Origin of the sequence: Rothia nasimurium, assembly GCF_049068285.1 — a bacterium.
Taxonomy (GTDB): domain Bacteria; phylum Actinomycetota; class Actinomycetes; order Actinomycetales; family Micrococcaceae; genus Rothia; species Rothia nasimurium_I.
Genome location: NZ_JBLKPV010000001.1, coordinates 100,808 through 117,264 on the forward strand (window position 1 = coordinate 100,808; position 16,457 = coordinate 117,264).

General features: G+C 59.2%; 13 protein-coding genes. 8 read left to right on the plus strand and 5 right to left on the minus strand.

What is annotated here, in order from left to right; genetic code table 11:
* Positions 1-463: 463 nt before the first annotated feature.
* From ACMXX3_RS00435 to ACMXX3_RS00455, 5 genes are all read left to right on the plus strand, one after another.
* Positions 464-1,813 (plus strand): hemolysin family protein, encoded by a 1,350-nt coding sequence (locus ACMXX3_RS00435; RefSeq protein ID WP_421082854.1) that lies wholly within the window; start codon positions 464-466, stop codon positions 1,811-1,813.
* The gene (locus ACMXX3_RS00440) at positions 1,810-2,898 is read left to right on the plus strand and encodes a hemolysin family protein (protein ID WP_421082855.1); all 1,089 of its coding nucleotides are present in this window, start codon (positions 1,810-1,812) and stop codon (positions 2,896-2,898) included. Before ACMXX3_RS00435 ends, ACMXX3_RS00440 begins: the two co-directional genes overlap by 4 nt.
* A 165-nt stretch (positions 2,899-3,063) precedes the next feature.
* A complete protein-coding gene (locus tag ACMXX3_RS00445) occupies positions 3,064-4,044 on the plus strand; it encodes a metal ABC transporter solute-binding protein, Zn/Mn family (RefSeq protein ID WP_421082856.1) in 981 nt (326 codons plus the stop codon).
* A 5-nt stretch (positions 4,045-4,049) separates the two neighbouring features.
* Positions 4,050-4,925 (plus strand): metal ABC transporter ATP-binding protein, encoded by an 876-nt coding sequence (locus ACMXX3_RS00450; protein WP_421082857.1) that lies wholly within the window; start codon positions 4,050-4,052, stop codon positions 4,923-4,925.
* Positions 4,922-5,815 carry a metal ABC transporter permease gene (locus ACMXX3_RS00455; RefSeq protein ID WP_421082858.1) on the plus strand — a complete coding sequence of 298 codons (894 nt, stop codon included), beginning with the start codon at positions 4,922-4,924 and terminating at the stop codon, positions 5,813-5,815. Before ACMXX3_RS00450 ends, ACMXX3_RS00455 begins: the two co-directional genes overlap by 4 nt.
* 99 nt (positions 5,816-5,914) lie before the next feature.
* Here ACMXX3_RS00455 and ACMXX3_RS00460 read toward each other — a convergent pair whose 3' ends face one another.
* The 3 genes from ACMXX3_RS00460 to ACMXX3_RS00470 form a co-directional block, all read right to left on the minus strand.
* Positions 5,915-6,349, minus strand: coding sequence for a Fur family transcriptional regulator (locus tag ACMXX3_RS00460; RefSeq protein WP_421082859.1), 435 nt, complete (start codon positions 6,347-6,349; stop codon positions 5,915-5,917).
* A 98-nt stretch (positions 6,350-6,447) separates the two neighbouring features.
* Positions 6,448-7,413, minus strand: a complete 966-nt coding sequence (locus tag ACMXX3_RS00465) for a FecCD family ABC transporter permease (RefSeq protein WP_421082860.1) — start codon at positions 7,411-7,413, stop codon at positions 6,448-6,450.
* 44 nt (positions 7,414-7,457) lie between these two features.
* On the minus strand, positions 7,458-8,630 hold the full coding sequence (locus tag ACMXX3_RS00470) for a FecCD family ABC transporter permease (protein WP_421082861.1): 1,173 nt from the start codon (positions 8,628-8,630) through the stop codon (positions 7,458-7,460).
* A 63-nt stretch (positions 8,631-8,693) separates the two neighbouring features.
* Here ACMXX3_RS00470 and ACMXX3_RS00475 point away from each other — a divergent pair, with 63 nt between their 5' ends.
* From ACMXX3_RS00475 to ACMXX3_RS00485, 3 genes are read left to right on the plus strand one after another with little or no spacing between them, the layout of a single operon-like run.
* Positions 8,694-9,752 carry an ABC transporter substrate-binding protein gene (locus ACMXX3_RS00475; protein WP_421082862.1) on the plus strand — a complete coding sequence of 353 codons (1,059 nt, stop codon included), beginning with the start codon at positions 8,694-8,696 and terminating at the stop codon, positions 9,750-9,752.
* 34 nt (positions 9,753-9,786) lie between these two features.
* Complete coding sequence (locus ACMXX3_RS00480; protein WP_421082863.1) at positions 9,787-10,443, plus strand: MBL fold metallo-hydrolase; 657 nt, start codon at positions 9,787-9,789, stop codon at positions 10,441-10,443.
* A 5-nt stretch (positions 10,444-10,448) separates the two neighbouring features.
* Complete coding sequence (locus ACMXX3_RS00485; protein WP_421082864.1) at positions 10,449-10,874, plus strand: HIT family protein; 426 nt, start codon at positions 10,449-10,451, stop codon at positions 10,872-10,874.
* Positions 10,875-10,969: 95 nt separating this feature from the next.
* Here ACMXX3_RS00485 and hrpA read toward each other — a convergent pair whose 3' ends face one another.
* Positions 10,970-15,397 (minus strand): ATP-dependent RNA helicase HrpA, encoded by a 4,428-nt coding sequence (gene hrpA / locus ACMXX3_RS00490; protein WP_421082865.1) that lies wholly within the window; start codon positions 15,395-15,397, stop codon positions 10,970-10,972.
* 199 nt (positions 15,398-15,596) lie between these two features.
* Positions 15,597-16,319 (minus strand): purine-nucleoside phosphorylase, encoded by a 723-nt coding sequence (gene deoD, locus ACMXX3_RS00495; protein ID WP_237185850.1) that lies wholly within the window; start codon positions 16,317-16,319, stop codon positions 15,597-15,599.
* Positions 16,320-16,457: the final 138 nt, after the last annotated feature.

Consider the following 16,457-nt stretch of genomic DNA (forward strand, 5'->3'; position numbering starts at 1 on the left):
CACCGCACTCTCCCTTGGGCGCGTGATGCATCGCATATCTTTGTCTAGTTTAGGAGCCTTGCGGGTTTACGTCCAACGCGGTGTCTCAGTGTGACATGCGCCAGCAAACAGAGTCCTTACGTGAAGCTGTATTTAATTCAGGTTTCTGTGCTTTTGGTGGGGTAAAACGGGTGATAAAGGGGCTATCGAGTGATACATCTGGTTGGTTTGTGTGGGTTTAGGGAAAATGCCGTCGATGGGTTTGGTCTGCTGAAATTCAAGACATTAGCTGATAGGCCAAATGAAAGGTAGTAGGCTGAGCTTCATCTCGTGGGATTCGCTAGAATGGTGAACTATGGAAGATCCTTCTAGTTGCAGCCTCGTAGAGCTGCCTGCACGAGCGCCTAGGCGCCAGAATCTAATGAATAACTTAGCTAGCCCCCGTCCTGCGGGCACCACCGGCAATCTGGCGGTGATCCGATAAATGGAATGGCTTCTCCTCATCGTCGGTTTCCTCCTGATCCTGGGAACCGGCTTCTTCGTGGCAGTAGAGTTCTCGCTCGTTGCCCTAGACCAATCAAAGGTCCAACAAGAAATTGACCAGGGCGATTCCGGCGCTCATAAGGTGATGACCTGCCTGAAATCTCTCTCAACCCAGCTCTCAAGCTGCCAGTTAGGTATCACAATCACCACCCTGTTGACCGGTTACACCCTCGATAGCGGCATTAACGCCCTAGCCGGTGAAACCATCGCCTCCTGGGGCCTGCCCCCAGCCTTGGCGTCCATAGCAACCCTGGTTTTCTCCATGGGTATAGCCACCCTGCTCTCCATGATTATCGGTGAGCTTGTTCCCAAAAACCTTGCTATCGCAGAGCCCTACCGGGTAGCCCGGGCCCTGGCCCCCGGCCAGCTGCTCTTCACCGCCGTGATGAGCCCTATCGTCCGCACGGCTAACGGGTCAGCAAACTGGATCCTGCACCGCTTCGGTATGGAAGCCAAGGAAGAACTCTCCGCGGCCCGTTCCCCCGAAGAGCTTTCCTCAATGGTGCGCCGCTCAGCTGACCTAGGCACCCTGGATTCAGATACCGCCCGCTTTGTCGATAAGACCCTATCCTTTTCGGAGCTCACCGCAGCGGACGTCATGACCCCCCGCCGCAAGGTCATCATGCTCGAAGATACCGCTCCTGCCAGCGAAATTATTGACCTGGCCCGGAAAACCGGCCACTCCCGCTTCCCCCTCTACCGCGAAGACCAGGACAACATCGTGGGCGTTGTTCATGTGAAGAAAGCAGTGGCCCTGCCCCGAGAAAAACGGGACCAGCTTGAAGCGGGAACCCTCATGGAGGACGTATTGCAGGTGCCCGAAACCGTCCACCTTGACTCCCTGCTCATGCAACTGCGAGAAGGTGCCCTGCAGCTGGCAGTCGTCCTGGATGAATACGGCGGTACCGCAGGTATCACCACCCTCGAAGACCTGGTTGAGGAAATCGTGGGTGAAGTCTCGGACGAGCACGATATCAACTCCATGGATGAGCGTCCCCTCCGCCTGGGGAACGGCGATTACCTCTTCTCTGGCCTGCTACGGCCCGATGAAGTCTCTGATGTTATCGGTGGCCTGGATATTGAAGATGACCCCTCCTACGAAACCATGGGAGGTTTCATGATGGACCGCCTCGGCCGGGTCCCTGAAACCGGGGATATCGTCCCTGTGGAAGGTGGGATCCTGCGCGTAGAAAAGATGGAACAGCGCCGGGTAGATCGAATCCGCTATGCTCCGGTGGTTGAACCTGAACCAGTAGATGAAACTGTCTCCCGGAAGGAGGGCACCCGATGAACGACTGGTTAGCTATCGCCCTCCTCTTTGTCCTGCTGGCAGGAAACGCCTACTTCGTGGGCGCCGAATTTGCCATTATGTCCACCCGCCGGTCCCAGGTCGAACCCCTGGCAGAAGCAGGCAACAAGCGGGCCGTCACCACCCTGTATGCCCTAGAGAACGTCTCTTTGATGCTGGCTACCTGCCAGCTCGGCATTACGGTCTGCTCCCTGCTGATCTTGAACGTCTCAGAACCTGCTATCCACCACCTGGTTGCTGGGCCCCTAGAATCCCTGGGGATACCCTATGAATTCGCTAGCGCCATTGCCTTCATTTTTGCCCTCATTCTGGTGACCTACCTTCACGTCATCTTTGGCGAAATGGTTCCCAAGAACGCAGCGGTCTCCTTGGCAGCTTCTGGTGTAGCCCTTTGGATTGCCCCCTCCCTGGTCACCCTGTCTCGGATACTCAAGCCCTTAGTTGGCCTGCTCAACTGGATAGCTGACCACACCCTCCGGCTAATGAAAGTCGAGCCCAAGGCAGAAGTCGCTTCAACCTTTACCTTAGATGAGCTGCAAAATATCGTGGCCCAATCCACTGCTGAAGGTACCGTCGATGACGGGTCCGGCGTCCTCTCAGGGGCCCTGGAGTTCAGCTCCAAGACAGTGGCAGACATCATGGTGCCCGGTGACAAACTGGTAACCATTACCTACCCCTGCACCCCGGCTGACCTCGAAAAGGGGGTTGCCCAGACCGGTTACTCCCGTTTCGTCATGACCGACGAAAAGGACGGCACCTACATGGGCTACCTGCACATCAAGGACGCCCTGGTCTACGACAAGGAACAGCAGGACCGCAATATCCCCTGGTCTCGGCTGCGACAGATGTCGATTGTCAAACCCACCACCGAGATTGACGATGCGCTAGCTACCATGCAACGCAACCGGGCCCACGTCTCCCATGTGGTCGACGCAGGAGGCCGCAGCGTCGGCGTCCTCTTCCTTGAGGACGTTTTGGAAGAGCTGGTCGGTGAAATTAAGGACACCACCCAGGAGCACGTCCGCCGCCGAACCGAAGCCGCCTCCCGGCAGGCACCTGACCAGTAGGTTCTATCCCCACTGAAAAACCCACCGGTGATCAGCCGGTGGGTTTTTCGGTCAGGGGGTAGGGGAGAGGGAAGCTGTGATATCAAGTACCGATCATTTATTTGCGAACCATTCGCATATAAGAGTAGGCTGGGCAGGTATCTACCACGCGATGTAAGGACGGCTATGAAGAAGCACCTTTCCACCCTATCCCTGCTGGCAGTAGCAGGCCTTACCCTGGCAGGCTGCGAATCTAACTCAAGCACTGCCTCTTCCAGCACTGCTTCTTCAAACTCCGATACCCTCACCGTCGTCACCAGCACCGATGTCTACGCTGACATCGTTGAAGCGGTGGGTGGCGACCTTATAGATACCACCCCCATCATCGCCTCTACCGCCGTAGACCCCCACTCCTACGAAGCCACCAGCCAGGACCGGCTCACCGTCAAGGACGCTGACCTCGTCCTGATTAACGGAGGCGGCTACGACTCCTTCCTGGAACACATGGCCCAAACCGATAACCCCGACCAGGTGCTCGTTGATGCCGTCAAGCTCTCCGGCCTCTTTAGCGAAGAGGACCTAGCCCACATGGCAGAAGAGCACGCCGCCCACGAAGGTGAAACTGAGGAAGAGCACGCCGCTCACGTCCACAGCTACAACGAACATGTCTGGTACGACCTAGAAACCATGCAAAAAACTGCCCTGCAGGTCGCTGAAGAACTGGGCAAACTCGACTCAGCCAACGCAGAAACCTACAAGGCATCAGCAGCAGAATTCTCCGCCCAGATCGATGAACTCATTGGGCGCGTTGCCGCCCTCAATACCTCTGAGCGCACCTACATTGCCACAGAGCCCGTCCCCGGCTACCTCCTAGAAGATGCAGGCTACACCGACGTCACCCCCAGCGACCTTATCGCCGCTGTGGACTCCGACAGTGACATCGCCCCCCTCACCATGCAGGAAACCAAGGACGCTATCACCGGCGGCACAGTAGACCTGCTGGCCTACAACGAACAAACCCAGACCGCTCAGACCACCGAAATCTATACCTTCGCCCAGGACTCAAACGTCGCAGCAATCAGCTTCACCGAGACCCTCCCCGAGAACACCGGGTTCTTGGACTGGATGAAGGCCAACATCGATAACCTGGAAAAGGCAGAAGCATAACCCCTATGGCTCACCACGAGACAAAGCTCGCCCCCGCCCTCCACATCACTGGGGGCGGGCTTTCCTTTGGGCACCGCACCCTCTGGCAAGACCTCAACCTGACCATTGAAGCAGGTGAATACTTTGCCGTCCTCGGGCCAAACGGCTCCGGTAAGTCCACCTTCATCAAGGTGGTGCTGGGCCTAACCCAGCTCTCCCAAGGCAAAATCTCAGTTCTAGGGGCCCCCGCCCGCCTAGGCAACCAGGCAATCGGTTATATCCCCCAACAAAAGGCAATCGGAACCGAGATGCCCCTGCGGGCCCGGGACTTTGTGGGCCTGGGGGTTGACGGGCACCGGTGGGGAATCCGGCTCAAAACCAGGGCCTACCGCGAAAAAGTTGACGAACTCCTCGAAGCGGTAGGGGCCAGCGACTACGCCAACGTCCCCGTCGGCCTGCTCTCAGGCGGCGAACAACAACGCCTGCGTATCGCCCAAGCCCTGGCCAATGACCCCCAAATCATCCTGGCCGACGAAGCCCTCCTCTCCCTGGATCTCAACCACCAGTACGCGGTTTCAGATCTGATTCACCGCTATAACAAAGAACACGGGGCCACCGTGATCTTCGTTACCCACGAAATCAACCCCATCATTGACCATGTAGACCGGCTACTCTACCTAGCTGGCGGACGGTTCACCGTCGGCTCCGTCCAGGACGTCATGCGGACAGAGGTCCTCACCGGCCTCTACCAAACCCCCGTCACTGTAATTGAAACCAACGGCCGCTATGTGGTTGTGGGCGGCGAACACGGGGAAGCCCACCACCATTGCGCTGACCCCCTAGACTCAACCACCCCTGGCCATAAAACCCTCATCTCCGCGAAAGGCACCCTGCCCCGATGAACCTCACCGATATCCTGAGCCGGGTCTTCGTCTTCGACCGCTACGGGGAGCTGCTGGCCCTTTTGAGCCAATCCATCCTTGCCGGGGCCATTCTGGGCGTCATCGGGGGATTTGTAGGCCTCTTCGTCATGCTCAGGCGTCATGCCTTTGCCGTCCACGCCATAGCTGAAATGTCTTTCGCAGGCGCTGCCCTCTTCCTGCTACTGGGCTATAACGTTGTCACCGGGTCCCTGGTCGGATCAATTATTTCTGCCCTCCTCATAGCTTTTATGGGGGCCCGCGCCCACGAAAACGATTCAGTCATTGGGGCCCTCATGCCCTTCGGCCTGGGCCTGGGAATCCTTTTCCTCTCCCTCTACTCGGGCCGGGCAGCCAACAAGTTTTCCCTCCTCACCGGCCAAATCGTATCCGTTGACTCAGCCCAGGTCACTACCATGGCGGTCGGAGGACTCATCATTATTGGGGCCCTAACCCTGATGTGGAGGCCCCTCATGTTCGCCTCCCTCGACCCCGTCGTCGCTACTGCCAAGGGGGTGCCCCTGCGACTCCTGTCTATCGCCTTCATGGTAGTGCTGGGTATCGCAACAGCCCTGTCGGTCCAGGTCGTCGGCTCCCTCCTCGTCCTAGCCCTGCTCATTACCCCAGCAGCCGCAGCCCTGCAGGTTACAGCCTCCCCCCTCAAAGCCCTGATCCTCTCGGTTCTGTTTGCCGAGCTGTCCATGGTGGGCGGAATCCTCCTGGCGCTCGCAGGGTCCCTGCCGATTAGCCCCTACGTCACCTCGATATCCTTTATTATTTTCGTGGTCTGCCGCATTATCCGGGCGGTCCGGCAACGTCATTCAGCCTCAGGTCGGACGATCGAGGAAGCTGCTGAACAGACCCCAGCATAAGACAGTGGCCAATCGCCGAGGCTTCAGGTAGCTGCGGCGGCAAACCTGTAGAGAAAAGTACCCGCACCTTGGAGGTGCGGGTACTTTTGCTTCTAGCTGTTAGAGGCCAGCGGTTTCAGCGCAAGCTGCGCAGAGGCCTGTCATTTCGATGACGTGTTTGACCTGCGTAAAACCGTTCTTCTGGGCAATGTTCAAGACAAGGCTCTCAAGTTCAGGGATTTCAAACTCCTTGGCAGCCCCGCAGTTACGGCACAGAATATGGTGGTGGTGGTGTTCACTTTCACACCGGCGATATATGGCTTCGCCCTCTTCTGTTTTGAGGGCTTCTACTTCACCGGTACCCACCATGGATTGAAGCAGGCGATAGGTGGTGGCCAGGGAGACCTTGTGGCCGCGTGAGAGCATGAGCTGGTGCAAATCCTGGGCAGAAATAAAGTCTTCGAGGGTTTCAAGGGTTGCGGTGACCACCCGGCGCTGTTTGGTGTTGCGTATCTCGACGGGCTTGCTGCCTGATGACGCTGGATTCGAGTTCACGAGTCATCTCTCTCTTGCTGGTTCTGTCTTTCTGTGCCCTACTGTACACTAGGTTCCCCAAGGCAGCCCGGGCCCTCGCGCCGGGCGAAAACCATACGTTACTTACCTGCAGGTCGGGCCAGGAGCCAGAGCAGGTAAGCGCCGCCCAGTGCACCTGTGACTAGACCCACCGGTAGCTGAATCGGGGAAAAGAGATGCCCCGCACCATAATCAGCCCAGGCGAGTAAACCAGCCCCCAGCAGGGGCGACTGCCACAGAGCCGCACCTGGCGTTGCCCAGAGTCGTCGGGCAATCTGTGGGGCGATGAGGGCTATAAAGCCGATCGGCCCGCCTAGGGCAATGGCGCCTGCGGTGAGGAGGACAGCTAGGGCCAGCAGGAGATAGCTAACCCGGGTAACCGGTAGGCCAAGCCCAGCTGCTATGTCATCACCCAACTCAAGTATGCGGATGCTGCGGGCAGCTATAAGGGCAGGTATCAGCAGGAAAATGAGTGAGGCAGTGATAGGCGCAGTCTGCGTCCAGGTCAGAGCGTTGAGAGAGCCGTACTGCCAGGTGCGAGCGACCTCAGCGGCTTCAAGATCAGCCCGGGTTAGGAGATAGTCGTTGATTGAGGCCAGCATGGCGCCAAGTGCGATACCCACCAGAATGAGCTGGTGGGCTAAATTTCGGCTCCCCAGATGCGCCAGCACAAGGGCAATAATCGCGGTAAGAAACCCGCCAATGAGGGCACCAGCAGCCACCCCGATACCGGGAGAGCCAGATGCTGCTGCTGGAACCACCAGCATAATGGTGAGAGCACCGGTCGCTGAACCCGTAGTGAAACCGATAATATCGGGGCTACCCAGGGGGTTACGAGAAACAGATTGAAAGATCATACCTGCCAGCCCCAGCGCTGCACCCAGCACCAGCGCAGCTATCAGCCGGGGTAGTCGCTGATTGAGCAGAATATGAGCATCGAGCCCGCTGCCGCGACCCGCTACTGTTTCAAATATCTGGGGGAGCGACAGGGAATAGGTGCCGGTGGTCAACGATAGCCAGGTTACGCCGCATATCAGAACCAGCACACAAGTAGTAGCCAGGGGAGCTCTGGTCCCTTTCACACGCGGTCTCATGGTTGAACCTCTTTTTGCTGGCCGCCTACATTCTCGGCCTGGTGTGAGTGCTGGCTAAGGCGGTGCGCTGTCGGGCAGGAGCGGGGGCGCTCGTGGCGCAAAACGAGGGACAGTAGGACGGGTGCTCCAATCAGCGCAGTGACGATACCGACTTCAAGTTCGGATGGAGCCACCACCAGGCGACCGATGACATCAGATGTGAGTACTAGTACGGGCCCAAAGAGTAGGGAGAGAGGCAGGATTCTAGTGATCCTGCTTCCCAGCAGCAGACGAAGGACATGTGGAACCACCAGCCCGACAAAGCCGATAGGCCCTGCCAGGGCGGTTGCCCCACCGCAGAGCAGGGTGATGGCAAGCAGAGTCAGAAACCGCACCTGCCCGACGGGCACGCCCAGGGCGGCTGCGACGTCCTCACCCATCAGCAGGGCGTCGAGGGGCTTCAGGACAAGAAAGCCCAGGAGAAGCCCCAGACCAATCAGCGGGGCGACCGCCCCGACCTGCTCATAACTGCGTTCAGCCAGCGACCCTACGACCCAGAAACGGTGGGACTCGAAGGCTGAAGAGCTGAACATGGTGAAACTGCCGGTGATCGCTCCGGCGCAGGCACTGAGGGCTAGGCCGGTCAGGAGCAAATGGGCTAAGGGGTCGCTGGAGGGGGCAGGCCGTGCCAGACCTATCCAGCCCACCAGTACGGCAGCTAGGGCCGCACCCAGACAGGCTAGCCAGAGCCTTGCGCTCAGGGAGCTAAGACCCAGTAGGGCAGCGCCAGCAACCACAGCAAGCGCAGCCCCCGCATTCACCCCTAAGAGGCCGGGTTCAGCTAGGGGGTTACGGGTTAAAGCCTGCATGAGCACCCCGGCAACCGCAAGACCTGAGCCCACCAATAGCGCTGCTAGAGCGCGGGGCAGACGCAGCTCCCATACAATGACGGAGGCTACGGAGCTGTCGGGTGACAAGAGGGCTTTGATGACATCAGCCAGAGGAAGCGAACGAGAGCCCACAGCCAGACTTATCGCAACCAGTAGTCCCAAGAGGGCAAGACCCAGGGCGAAACTGCCCAGGAGAGAAAGGGCGCTGGCAGGCCGCTTGCCAGCAGCAGAGCAGCTTGCCTCCAGAGAGCGGGCAGAGTCTGCCAGAGGACGCCTGTGGGCGGGGAAAAGTGGGAACACGATGATGTTTCTCTAGGTGAGACAGGAATTTGAAAAGTAATTAGGTTAGCCTATCTTAAGTCTATGGCTACTCTAACTTCAAACACAGCTCGTACTATCTCACTCTGTGTAACCCTCACTGCCCTGGCGCTCACCTCGGCCTGCGGTTCCGCCTCGACCACCGCTGGAACTGATACATCCTCTGGTTCTAGTGCTGCGGCGTCCGCACCCTCTACTTCTGAGGCAGTTGCAGCACCCACTCTCCTCCCCGAAGGTATGGGCTCCTCTGAAGCCGACGGGGTCTTCCCCCGCACCGTCTCCCACTTCGGGGGCGAAACCACTATCGAAGCCCAGCCCCAAAAAGTTGTGGTGCTCTCCACTGGCCAGCTCGACGACGTCCTAACCCTCGGGGTAGCTCCCATCGCCTCTACCACCGCCACAGACGCTGAACTGGTACCTGCCTACCTGAGCGAAGAATACGGGGATGATTTTTCCAGCCTCAGCGACCTGCAGACCGTCGGCACCCGCAAGGCCCCTGATACCGAAGCAATTGCCAACCTGGCCCCCGATCTCATCTTGATTAACTCCACCAACAAGGACGAGGCCCTCATGGAGTCCCTGCAGGCTATCGCCCCTGTGGTTGTGACCGAGGGGACCGGTGTGAACTGGAAACAGGACTACCTGCTGATTGCTGCGGCCCTGGGTAAGACCGGTGAGGCCCAGGCTGACCTCAATGAATATGCCGCCCGTGCAGCTGCCCTGGGGGAGAAGGTCGATGACTCCACTACCTTTTCCTTCCTGCGCTACACACCCGACCGCACCCGCATCTGGGGCGTCTCAAGTTTCATCGGTTCCATTGCAGCGGATGCGGGCCTAGCCCGCCCTGATTCCCAGACCTTCGCCGATACCTCACAAGATATTTCTGCCGAACAGCTCGATTTGGCGGACGGTGACTACCTCTTCTACGGGGCCCAGGGTGGGGACGCTGCGGGGCTGACTGACGCTGCGCTCTGGTCAAGTCTCGGTGCTGTTGCCTCTAACTCCGCCTACCAGGTCGATGATGAAATGTTCTATCTCAACGCCGGTATGACCGCTGCCAACGAAGTGCTTGAGACTCTCGAAGAAACAGTGGCCACTAACTAGTCGGACTGTGGTGGGAGCTACTAGGGTGGTAGGTATGAAACTTACAAAATACACCCACTCCTGCGTCAGACTTGAAAAGGACGGTGCTGTGCTGGTGCTCGACCCCGGAAACTTCTCCGAGGTCGAGCAGGCCCTGGCCGGGGCCAACCATATTCTGGTAACCCATGTGCACCCCGATCACTTTGACGAGGGTAAGGTCATCGCCTTTCTGCGAGAGAATCCTGAAGTAACGATTCACGCCCCTGCAGCTGTCATTGATGCCGTGCTAGCTGCCCTGCCTGAGGCTCTTGCTAAGACCGTTGAGGCTGACGGGGAGCTGGCTCTCTCATCCTTCTCCATTAAGACCTTTGGCGGCAACCATGCCGTCATCCATCCCCTCTTGCCGGTAATTGACAACGTGGGCTATCTGATCGACGATAACCTCTTCCACCCCGGCGATTCCTTTGTGGTGCCCCACGGCATTGAGGTGAAAACCCTGCTGGTGCCCATTCATGCCCCCTGGAATAAGATTCAGGAGGTTATTGACTTCATCATCGCTGTTCGCGCCCCGCGGGCCTTCCAGATTCACGATTCCCTGCTGGCTGATAGCGGTCGAAACATGATTGTGGGCCATGCAACCAACTTCGGTAAGAAGTACGGCACCGCTTTTGAGTACCTGGCCCCCGGCGATTCTGTAGAAATTGAGGAGTAGAGTCCATGAGCACTGTTTTTACCAAGATTATTAACCGCGAGCTGCCCGGGCGCTTTATCTGGGAGGATGAGCAGGCTGTGGCTTTCTTGACCATTGAGCCCTTCCAGTACGGCCATACCCTGATCGTTCCCAAGGCTGAAATTGACCACTGGGTTGACCTGCCTGAGGACCTGTCTGCCCACCTCTTTGCCGTTGCCCAAAAGGTGTCGAAGGGCCTGATGAAGGCTTTTGAGCCTACCCGGGTTGGCATGATTATTGCTGGCTTTGATGTGCCCCATACCCATATTCATGTCTGGCCCGCTGCTGACCAGACCGAGTTCACCTTTGAGCAGGCTAACCGGAACCCTGATGTTGCTGCCATGGATGAGGCGGCGGAAAAGTTGCGGGCTGCCCTGGTTGAGTTGGGCTACGGTGACTCCGTGCCTGCCTAGCCCGCCAGTAGGTACCATCTACATGAGAAAAACCCACGAACTAGGTGGGTTTTTCTCATATAGATGGTACCTAGGGTAGGGACGGGCGGGCGGGGCTAGGAGTTCTTGATAGCCTCCAGGGCCTCGCGCAGGGCCTTACCCACCCGTTTTTCACTGACGGTGTAGGCCGTGCCCAGTTCCTGGGCGAAGAAGCTCACCCGTAGCTCTTCAATCATCCAGCCCACCTGCTCTAACTCGGGGGTTGGGCTCACGCCACCTGGCAAGGACTGCACAGCCTTATCGTAGGCGTCCTCAAGTTCCTGTACCGTCAGCATGAGCTGGTTATCCCGGTTGACGTTCGGCCCTAGCTTCTCAATGCGCTTGGTGATGGCCTTCAGGTAGCGGGGCAGATGATGAAGCTGCACCGCACCGGTGGACGCCACAAAGCCCGGGTAAACCAGGTTCTCCAGCTGGCTCTTCATATCGCTCATGGCGTGAATAACCGCCAGGGAGGTGGACTTCTTGATGAGCTTCTGCACCTTGGCCGTCTCAGAGAGAATATCGGCTACCAGCTTGGTGATCACAAAGACCGTATCAATCAGCTCAGCCCGCACGCTGTTAAAGAGAGCAGTGTATTCATCCCGGGTAAAGGGCGGGGTAGCTGGGGTGAGCTGGTCGATTGCCGCGACCGTACAGTCACTGATCAAGGAGTCAATTGACCCGTGGGGGTTCTGGGTGAAGACCAGTTTTTCCCGGTTGTTCAGGTGCTCAGAAACGTAGCGTTCAGGTGAGGGGGTGTTGAGCTTGAGCAGGCGGATGACGCCCCCGCGCTGGGCGGCGGTGGCCTCAGCTTCGGTGGGGAAAATCCGAACCGCCACGCTGGAGCCCTCATCAACCAGGGCCGGGTAGCCGGCCACCGTCTGGGTGGCAATCACTCGTTCGACCTTGCGCGGCAGATCCTGCTCCGGCCAGTCGGTCAGCCCCGAAACTTCCCGCACAGCCTTGCTGCTGGAGCCCACCGGGGCGGACGTCTGGGCCCCCTTGGCCCCGGACACGGGGCTACCAGCGGTGCTGGGAGCTGCAACCGACTTGCTACCGGCGTCCTTGCCTCCCTTTGTGCCCGCAGCAAGAGCCGCCATCTTACCCATTGTCTCGGGGCTAGCGCCCAGCGAAGCTGCCAGGGCAGAGCGAATCTCAGCGTGCAGGAGCCCCTGGAGCTCAACTAGGTCCTTACCCTCGCCCAGAATCTTGTTCTGGTGGTTGCGTACCTGGAAGGTGAAACGCAGGTGCTCGGGCACAGCTTCCCAGCTGAACTCGGCCGGGTCTACCACATGCCCCCGCAGGCGGCGCAACACCAGGGCCAGGGACTCAGTGAGTGAGTCGGTGGCGGGGGAGTAATCGGCATTAAGTTTCTCAACGGCCTGGCGGGCAACGTCCGGGGCGGGAACAAAATTCTTTCGAATCTGCTTGGGCAGGGACTTGATGAGGGCCGTCACCAGCTCCTGGCGCAGGCCCGGAATCAGCCACTGGAAAGGAGCAGGTTCAAGCTGACCCAAGAAAAGCACCGGAACCTGCACGGCGATACCGTCCGTCTGGGTCTGGGAGGAGCGCACCCCGCCAATCTGCACGGTGGGAGCGTACTCGTAGCGCAAATCCAGGGCAAGTTCCCCGCCGGAGGTGCGGGCTATCCAGCTGCGGGGGAAGAGGGATTCGTCGTAATCGGCGGCCTCTTCGTCAATCAGGTTCTCGGGGGTGAAATCGAGCAGGTGCTCGTTGACCCGGCGCTCGTCCTTCCACCAGCGGTCAAAGTGGCGTTCAGAGACAACATGCTCAGGAATACGGGCGTTGTAGAAATCAAAGAGCACAGAATCATCGACCCGCAGATCGCGGCGGCGCAGGCGGGCTTCAAGCTCCTCAACCTCAGCCAGAGCCTTCTGATTGCGGGCAAAGAAGCGGTGACGGGTCTGCCAGTCACCCTCCACCAGGGCAGACTGAATAAAGATCTCCCGGGCAGCTACCGGGTCAACCCGCCAGTACTGGATCCGGCGGTCAGCAATAATGGGCAGTCCCAGAAGGGTGACCTTCTCATGGGCCAGCACAGAGCCCTGGCGGGACGACCAGTGCGGGTCAGAATAGGAGTGTTTCAGCAAGGAGCCACCCAGCTCCTCTACCCACTCAGGCTCAATCTGGGCATTCACCCGGGCCCAGAGACGGGAGGTTTCCACCAACTCGGCAGACACCAGCCAGACCGGCTTCTTCTTAAAGAGGGCTGAACCTGGGAAAATCGCAAACCGGGTGCCGCGGGCGCCCCGGTATTCGTGCCGGTTCTGCTCATCCTGCATACCGATATGAGACAGCAGACCAGCCAGAAGAGACTTATGAATCTCAGCTTCCGTATTGGTCAGGTTGATCTCCCGGCCAGGTCCTACGGTGATGCCCGCGCTCTTACCAATATCGCGCAGCTGGGCAAAGAGATCCTGCCACTCCCGAATACGCAGGAAGTTCAGGTACTCCCGGTGGCACATCTTGCGGAACTGGCTTGATGACAGCTCCGCCTGCTTTTCATTGATGTACTGCCAGAGCAAGAGGAAGGACGTGAAATCGGACTTCTCATCCTGATAGCGGGCGTGCAGGGAATCGGCCTCGCTTCGGTGCTCGGCGGGGCGCTCGCGGGGGTCCTGAATGGTCAAGGCAGCAGCCAGCACCATAATTTCCTTGGCCACCCCGCGCCTGGCACCTTCGACAATCATGCGGGCTAGGCGGGGGTCAACGGGCAGGGCCGCCATGGCCCGTCCGGCGGCGGTGAGCGGTGAGGACGGACGCCGCCCCCCTCTACCGCCTGCCGTGCGCGATTCGTGGGCGCGGACGTCCGCACCGCCTCTACCGGAGGTAGCAAGCGCCCCGAGCTCACGCAGCAGGTTGACTCCGTCGTTGATGGCGCGGGTTTCGGGCGGCTGCACGAAGGGGAACTTTTCGATGTCTGCGGGGGACTTGACCACACCGATAGCGGTCATCTGCAAAATGACCGCCGCCAGGTTGGTGCGCAGAATCTCGGGGTCGGTGAACTCAGCCCGGGCCGCAAAGTCCTCTTCGGAGTAGAGGCGGATGGCGATACCGTCGGAGACACGGCCACAGCGGCCTGAGCGCTGGTTGGCCGAGGCCTGGGAGATGCGTTCGATGGGGAGACGCTGCACCTTGGTGCGGGCAGAATAGCGGGAGATACGGGCGGTGCCGGTATCGATCACATACTTGATGCCGGGCACTGTCAGGGAGGTTTCTGCCACGTTGGTGGCCAGCACGATGCGGGGGCGGCCGCCGGGCTTGAAGACCTTGTGCTGCTCAGCCATAGAAAGTCGGGCGTAAAGGGGCAGCACCTCATAGTTGCCCAGACGCCGGGTGGAGCGAACCATATCCTCAATGGCGTCGGCGGCGTCTCGGATTTCGCGCTCGCCGGAGAAGAAAATCAGGATGTCGCCTGGGGCTTCGTCAGCTAGTTCCCGAATAGCATCCAGGACACCGTCAATAGGGTCGCGGTCTTCGTCCTCTAAACCGTCACCGGCGTCCGCTTCGTCTTCCCCGCCGTCGCCGGTGCGGGGCTCGCTGAGGGGCCGGTAGCGGATCTCAACCGGAAAGGTACGCCCGGAGACCTCGATGATAGGCGGGGCATCGTCGGGCAGGGTGGCTTCGGCGATTTCTTTTTCTTCGGCGCTCAGGCTCTCATCGACAATGCCAATACCGGGCACGAAGCTGGGGGAGAAGTGGCGGGCAAAGCGCTCGGGATCAATGGTGGCTGAGGTGATGACGATTTTCAGGTCGGGGCGCTGGGGCATAATCCGCTTGAGGTAGCCCAAGATGAAGTCAATGTTGAGGGAACGCTCGTGTGCCTCATCAATGATGATGGCCGAGTACTGGCGCAGCAGCTGGTCGTTTTGGATTTCGGCCAGCAGAATACCGTCGGTCATGAGCTTGATAGCAGAGCCCTCGCCCACCTCGGAGGTAAAGCGCACCTGGTAGCCGACCGTCTCACCGATCTTCTGGCCCAGTTCTTCAGCGATGCGTTCTGCTACCGAGCGGGCAGCTAAGCGGCGGGGCTGGGTATGGCCAATCATGCCCTTCTCTGCCAGACCCAGTTCCAGGAGCATCTTAGGTAGCTGGGTGGTCTTACCGGAGCCGGTTTCACCGGCGACGATGGTGACCTGGTTATCGCGGATCGCTGCCATGATGTCGTCCCGGCGGGCTGAGACGGGCAGGGCTTCTGGGTAGGTGATTTTCTCGGGAATCAGCGGGGTGTAGGGGCGGCGGGGCTGGTTCTGCTTCTTCTGCCCCTGCTTGCCTCGGGGGCGGGAGTCCCGGCCCCGACGCTGGGAGCGGGCAGGAGCGTCCTTCCCCTCATGAGATCCGGACGCCTGCTTCCCCCTGCCACCGCGCTTTTTGGCAGGCTGGGGTTCGGTGGGCTCGGAAGCGCGGACGCCCGCGCCGTGCATAGCAGCGGCGATGGCAGACAATGAGGGGGCGGGGGTACGGGAAGAATCTGAACTAGACATACTGCCCTCTATTTTAGGGCAGAGCAGCTGCTACGGGGCAGGTTTCACTGGGCGCGTGAAGCCTATCGACTATAGTCGACAAAAACTTCAAAAGGGAGAAGTTTATCGACTATAGTCGATAAACCCTGGTGAGGAGCAGTCGTGCCCCGCCCTCCTGCCGGTGGGCAGGGGAACGGGGCGTGGGCGTCCTTGCGAAAAATTAGAGGCTGGCAGCCACAGGAAGGACAAGCTCCATCATGTCGGTGAAAGCGGTCTGGCGTTGCTCGGCGGTGGTCTCAACCCCCTTGAAGAGGTGGTCAGAGACAGTGAAAACAGAGAGAGCCTGCACGCCAGCGGCAGCCGCAACAGCGTAGATACCGGCGGTTTCCATCTCAACAGCCAGCACACCCATTTCAGCCCACTTAGAGGCGTCGGAGAAGTCAGAGCGGTAGAAGACATCGGACGACAGCACGTTGCCTACGTTAAGGGTCTTGCCTTGGGCCTCGGCTTCCTTGGCCACAGCAGATAGCAGGGGCCAGGACGCGGTGGGGGCAAAGGTTCCGGGGAGTTTGTAGTGGTGCATGAAGTTAGAGTCGGTTGAAGCAGCTGAGGCGACGACCAGGTCGAAAAGGTCAAGGCCCTCTGCCATGCCACCGCAGGTGCCGATACGGATCAGGTTCTTCACGCCAAAGGTGTGAATGAGCTCGTGGGCGTAGAGGCTGGCCGACGGGATGCCCATGCCGGTGCCCATAACAGAAATGCGCTGGCCCTTGTAGTCGCCAGTGAAGCCGAACATGTTGCGCACGGTGTTGAACTGCACGACGTTCTCAAGGTAGGTATCGGCAATGAACTTGGCGCGCAGGGGGTCACCGGGCAGCAGGATAGTTTCGGCAATTTCAGCGCCGTTCGGGGCAATGTGCGGGGTGTTGACGGCTTCAGCCATGTCATTCTCTTTTCGTGAGGTAACAACGATTGTGGGCTTCTCTCAGTTTACCTGCTGGAGTCTGCAGTGTTTTAGGTAAGTACGCCCCTCGGGGTAAGAGTTGAGCTCAAGAGAGTTCAGCACAAGTGCAACGTCTGA

What these genes read in the sequence shown, in the direction of transcription:
- hrpA (WP_421082865.1), bottom strand. Translation starts at nt 15,397, where the DNA reads ATGTCTAGTTCAGATTCTTCCCGTACCCCCGCCCCCTCATTGTCTGCC.
- ACMXX3_RS00435 (WP_421082854.1), top strand. Translation starts at nt 464, where the DNA reads ATGGAATGGCTTCTCCTCATCGTCGGTTTCCTCCTGATCCTGGGAACC.
- ACMXX3_RS00440 (WP_421082855.1), top strand. Translation starts at nt 1,810, where the DNA reads ATGAACGACTGGTTAGCTATCGCCCTCCTCTTTGTCCTGCTGGCAGGA.
- ACMXX3_RS00485 (WP_421082864.1), top strand. Translation starts at nt 10,449, where the DNA reads ATGAGCACTGTTTTTACCAAGATTATTAACCGCGAGCTGCCCGGGCGC.
- ACMXX3_RS00480 (WP_421082863.1), top strand. Translation starts at nt 9,787, where the DNA reads ATGAAACTTACAAAATACACCCACTCCTGCGTCAGACTTGAAAAGGAC.
- ACMXX3_RS00450 (WP_421082857.1), top strand. Translation starts at nt 4,050, where the DNA reads ATGGCTCACCACGAGACAAAGCTCGCCCCCGCCCTCCACATCACTGGG.
- ACMXX3_RS00455 (WP_421082858.1), top strand. Translation starts at nt 4,922, where the DNA reads ATGAACCTCACCGATATCCTGAGCCGGGTCTTCGTCTTCGACCGCTAC.
- ACMXX3_RS00445 (WP_421082856.1), top strand. Translation starts at nt 3,064, where the DNA reads ATGAAGAAGCACCTTTCCACCCTATCCCTGCTGGCAGTAGCAGGCCTT.
- deoD (WP_237185850.1), bottom strand. Translation starts at nt 16,319, where the DNA reads ATGGCTGAAGCCGTCAACACCCCGCACATTGCCCCGAACGGCGCTGAA.
- ACMXX3_RS00475 (WP_421082862.1), top strand. Translation starts at nt 8,694, where the DNA reads ATGGCTACTCTAACTTCAAACACAGCTCGTACTATCTCACTCTGTGTA.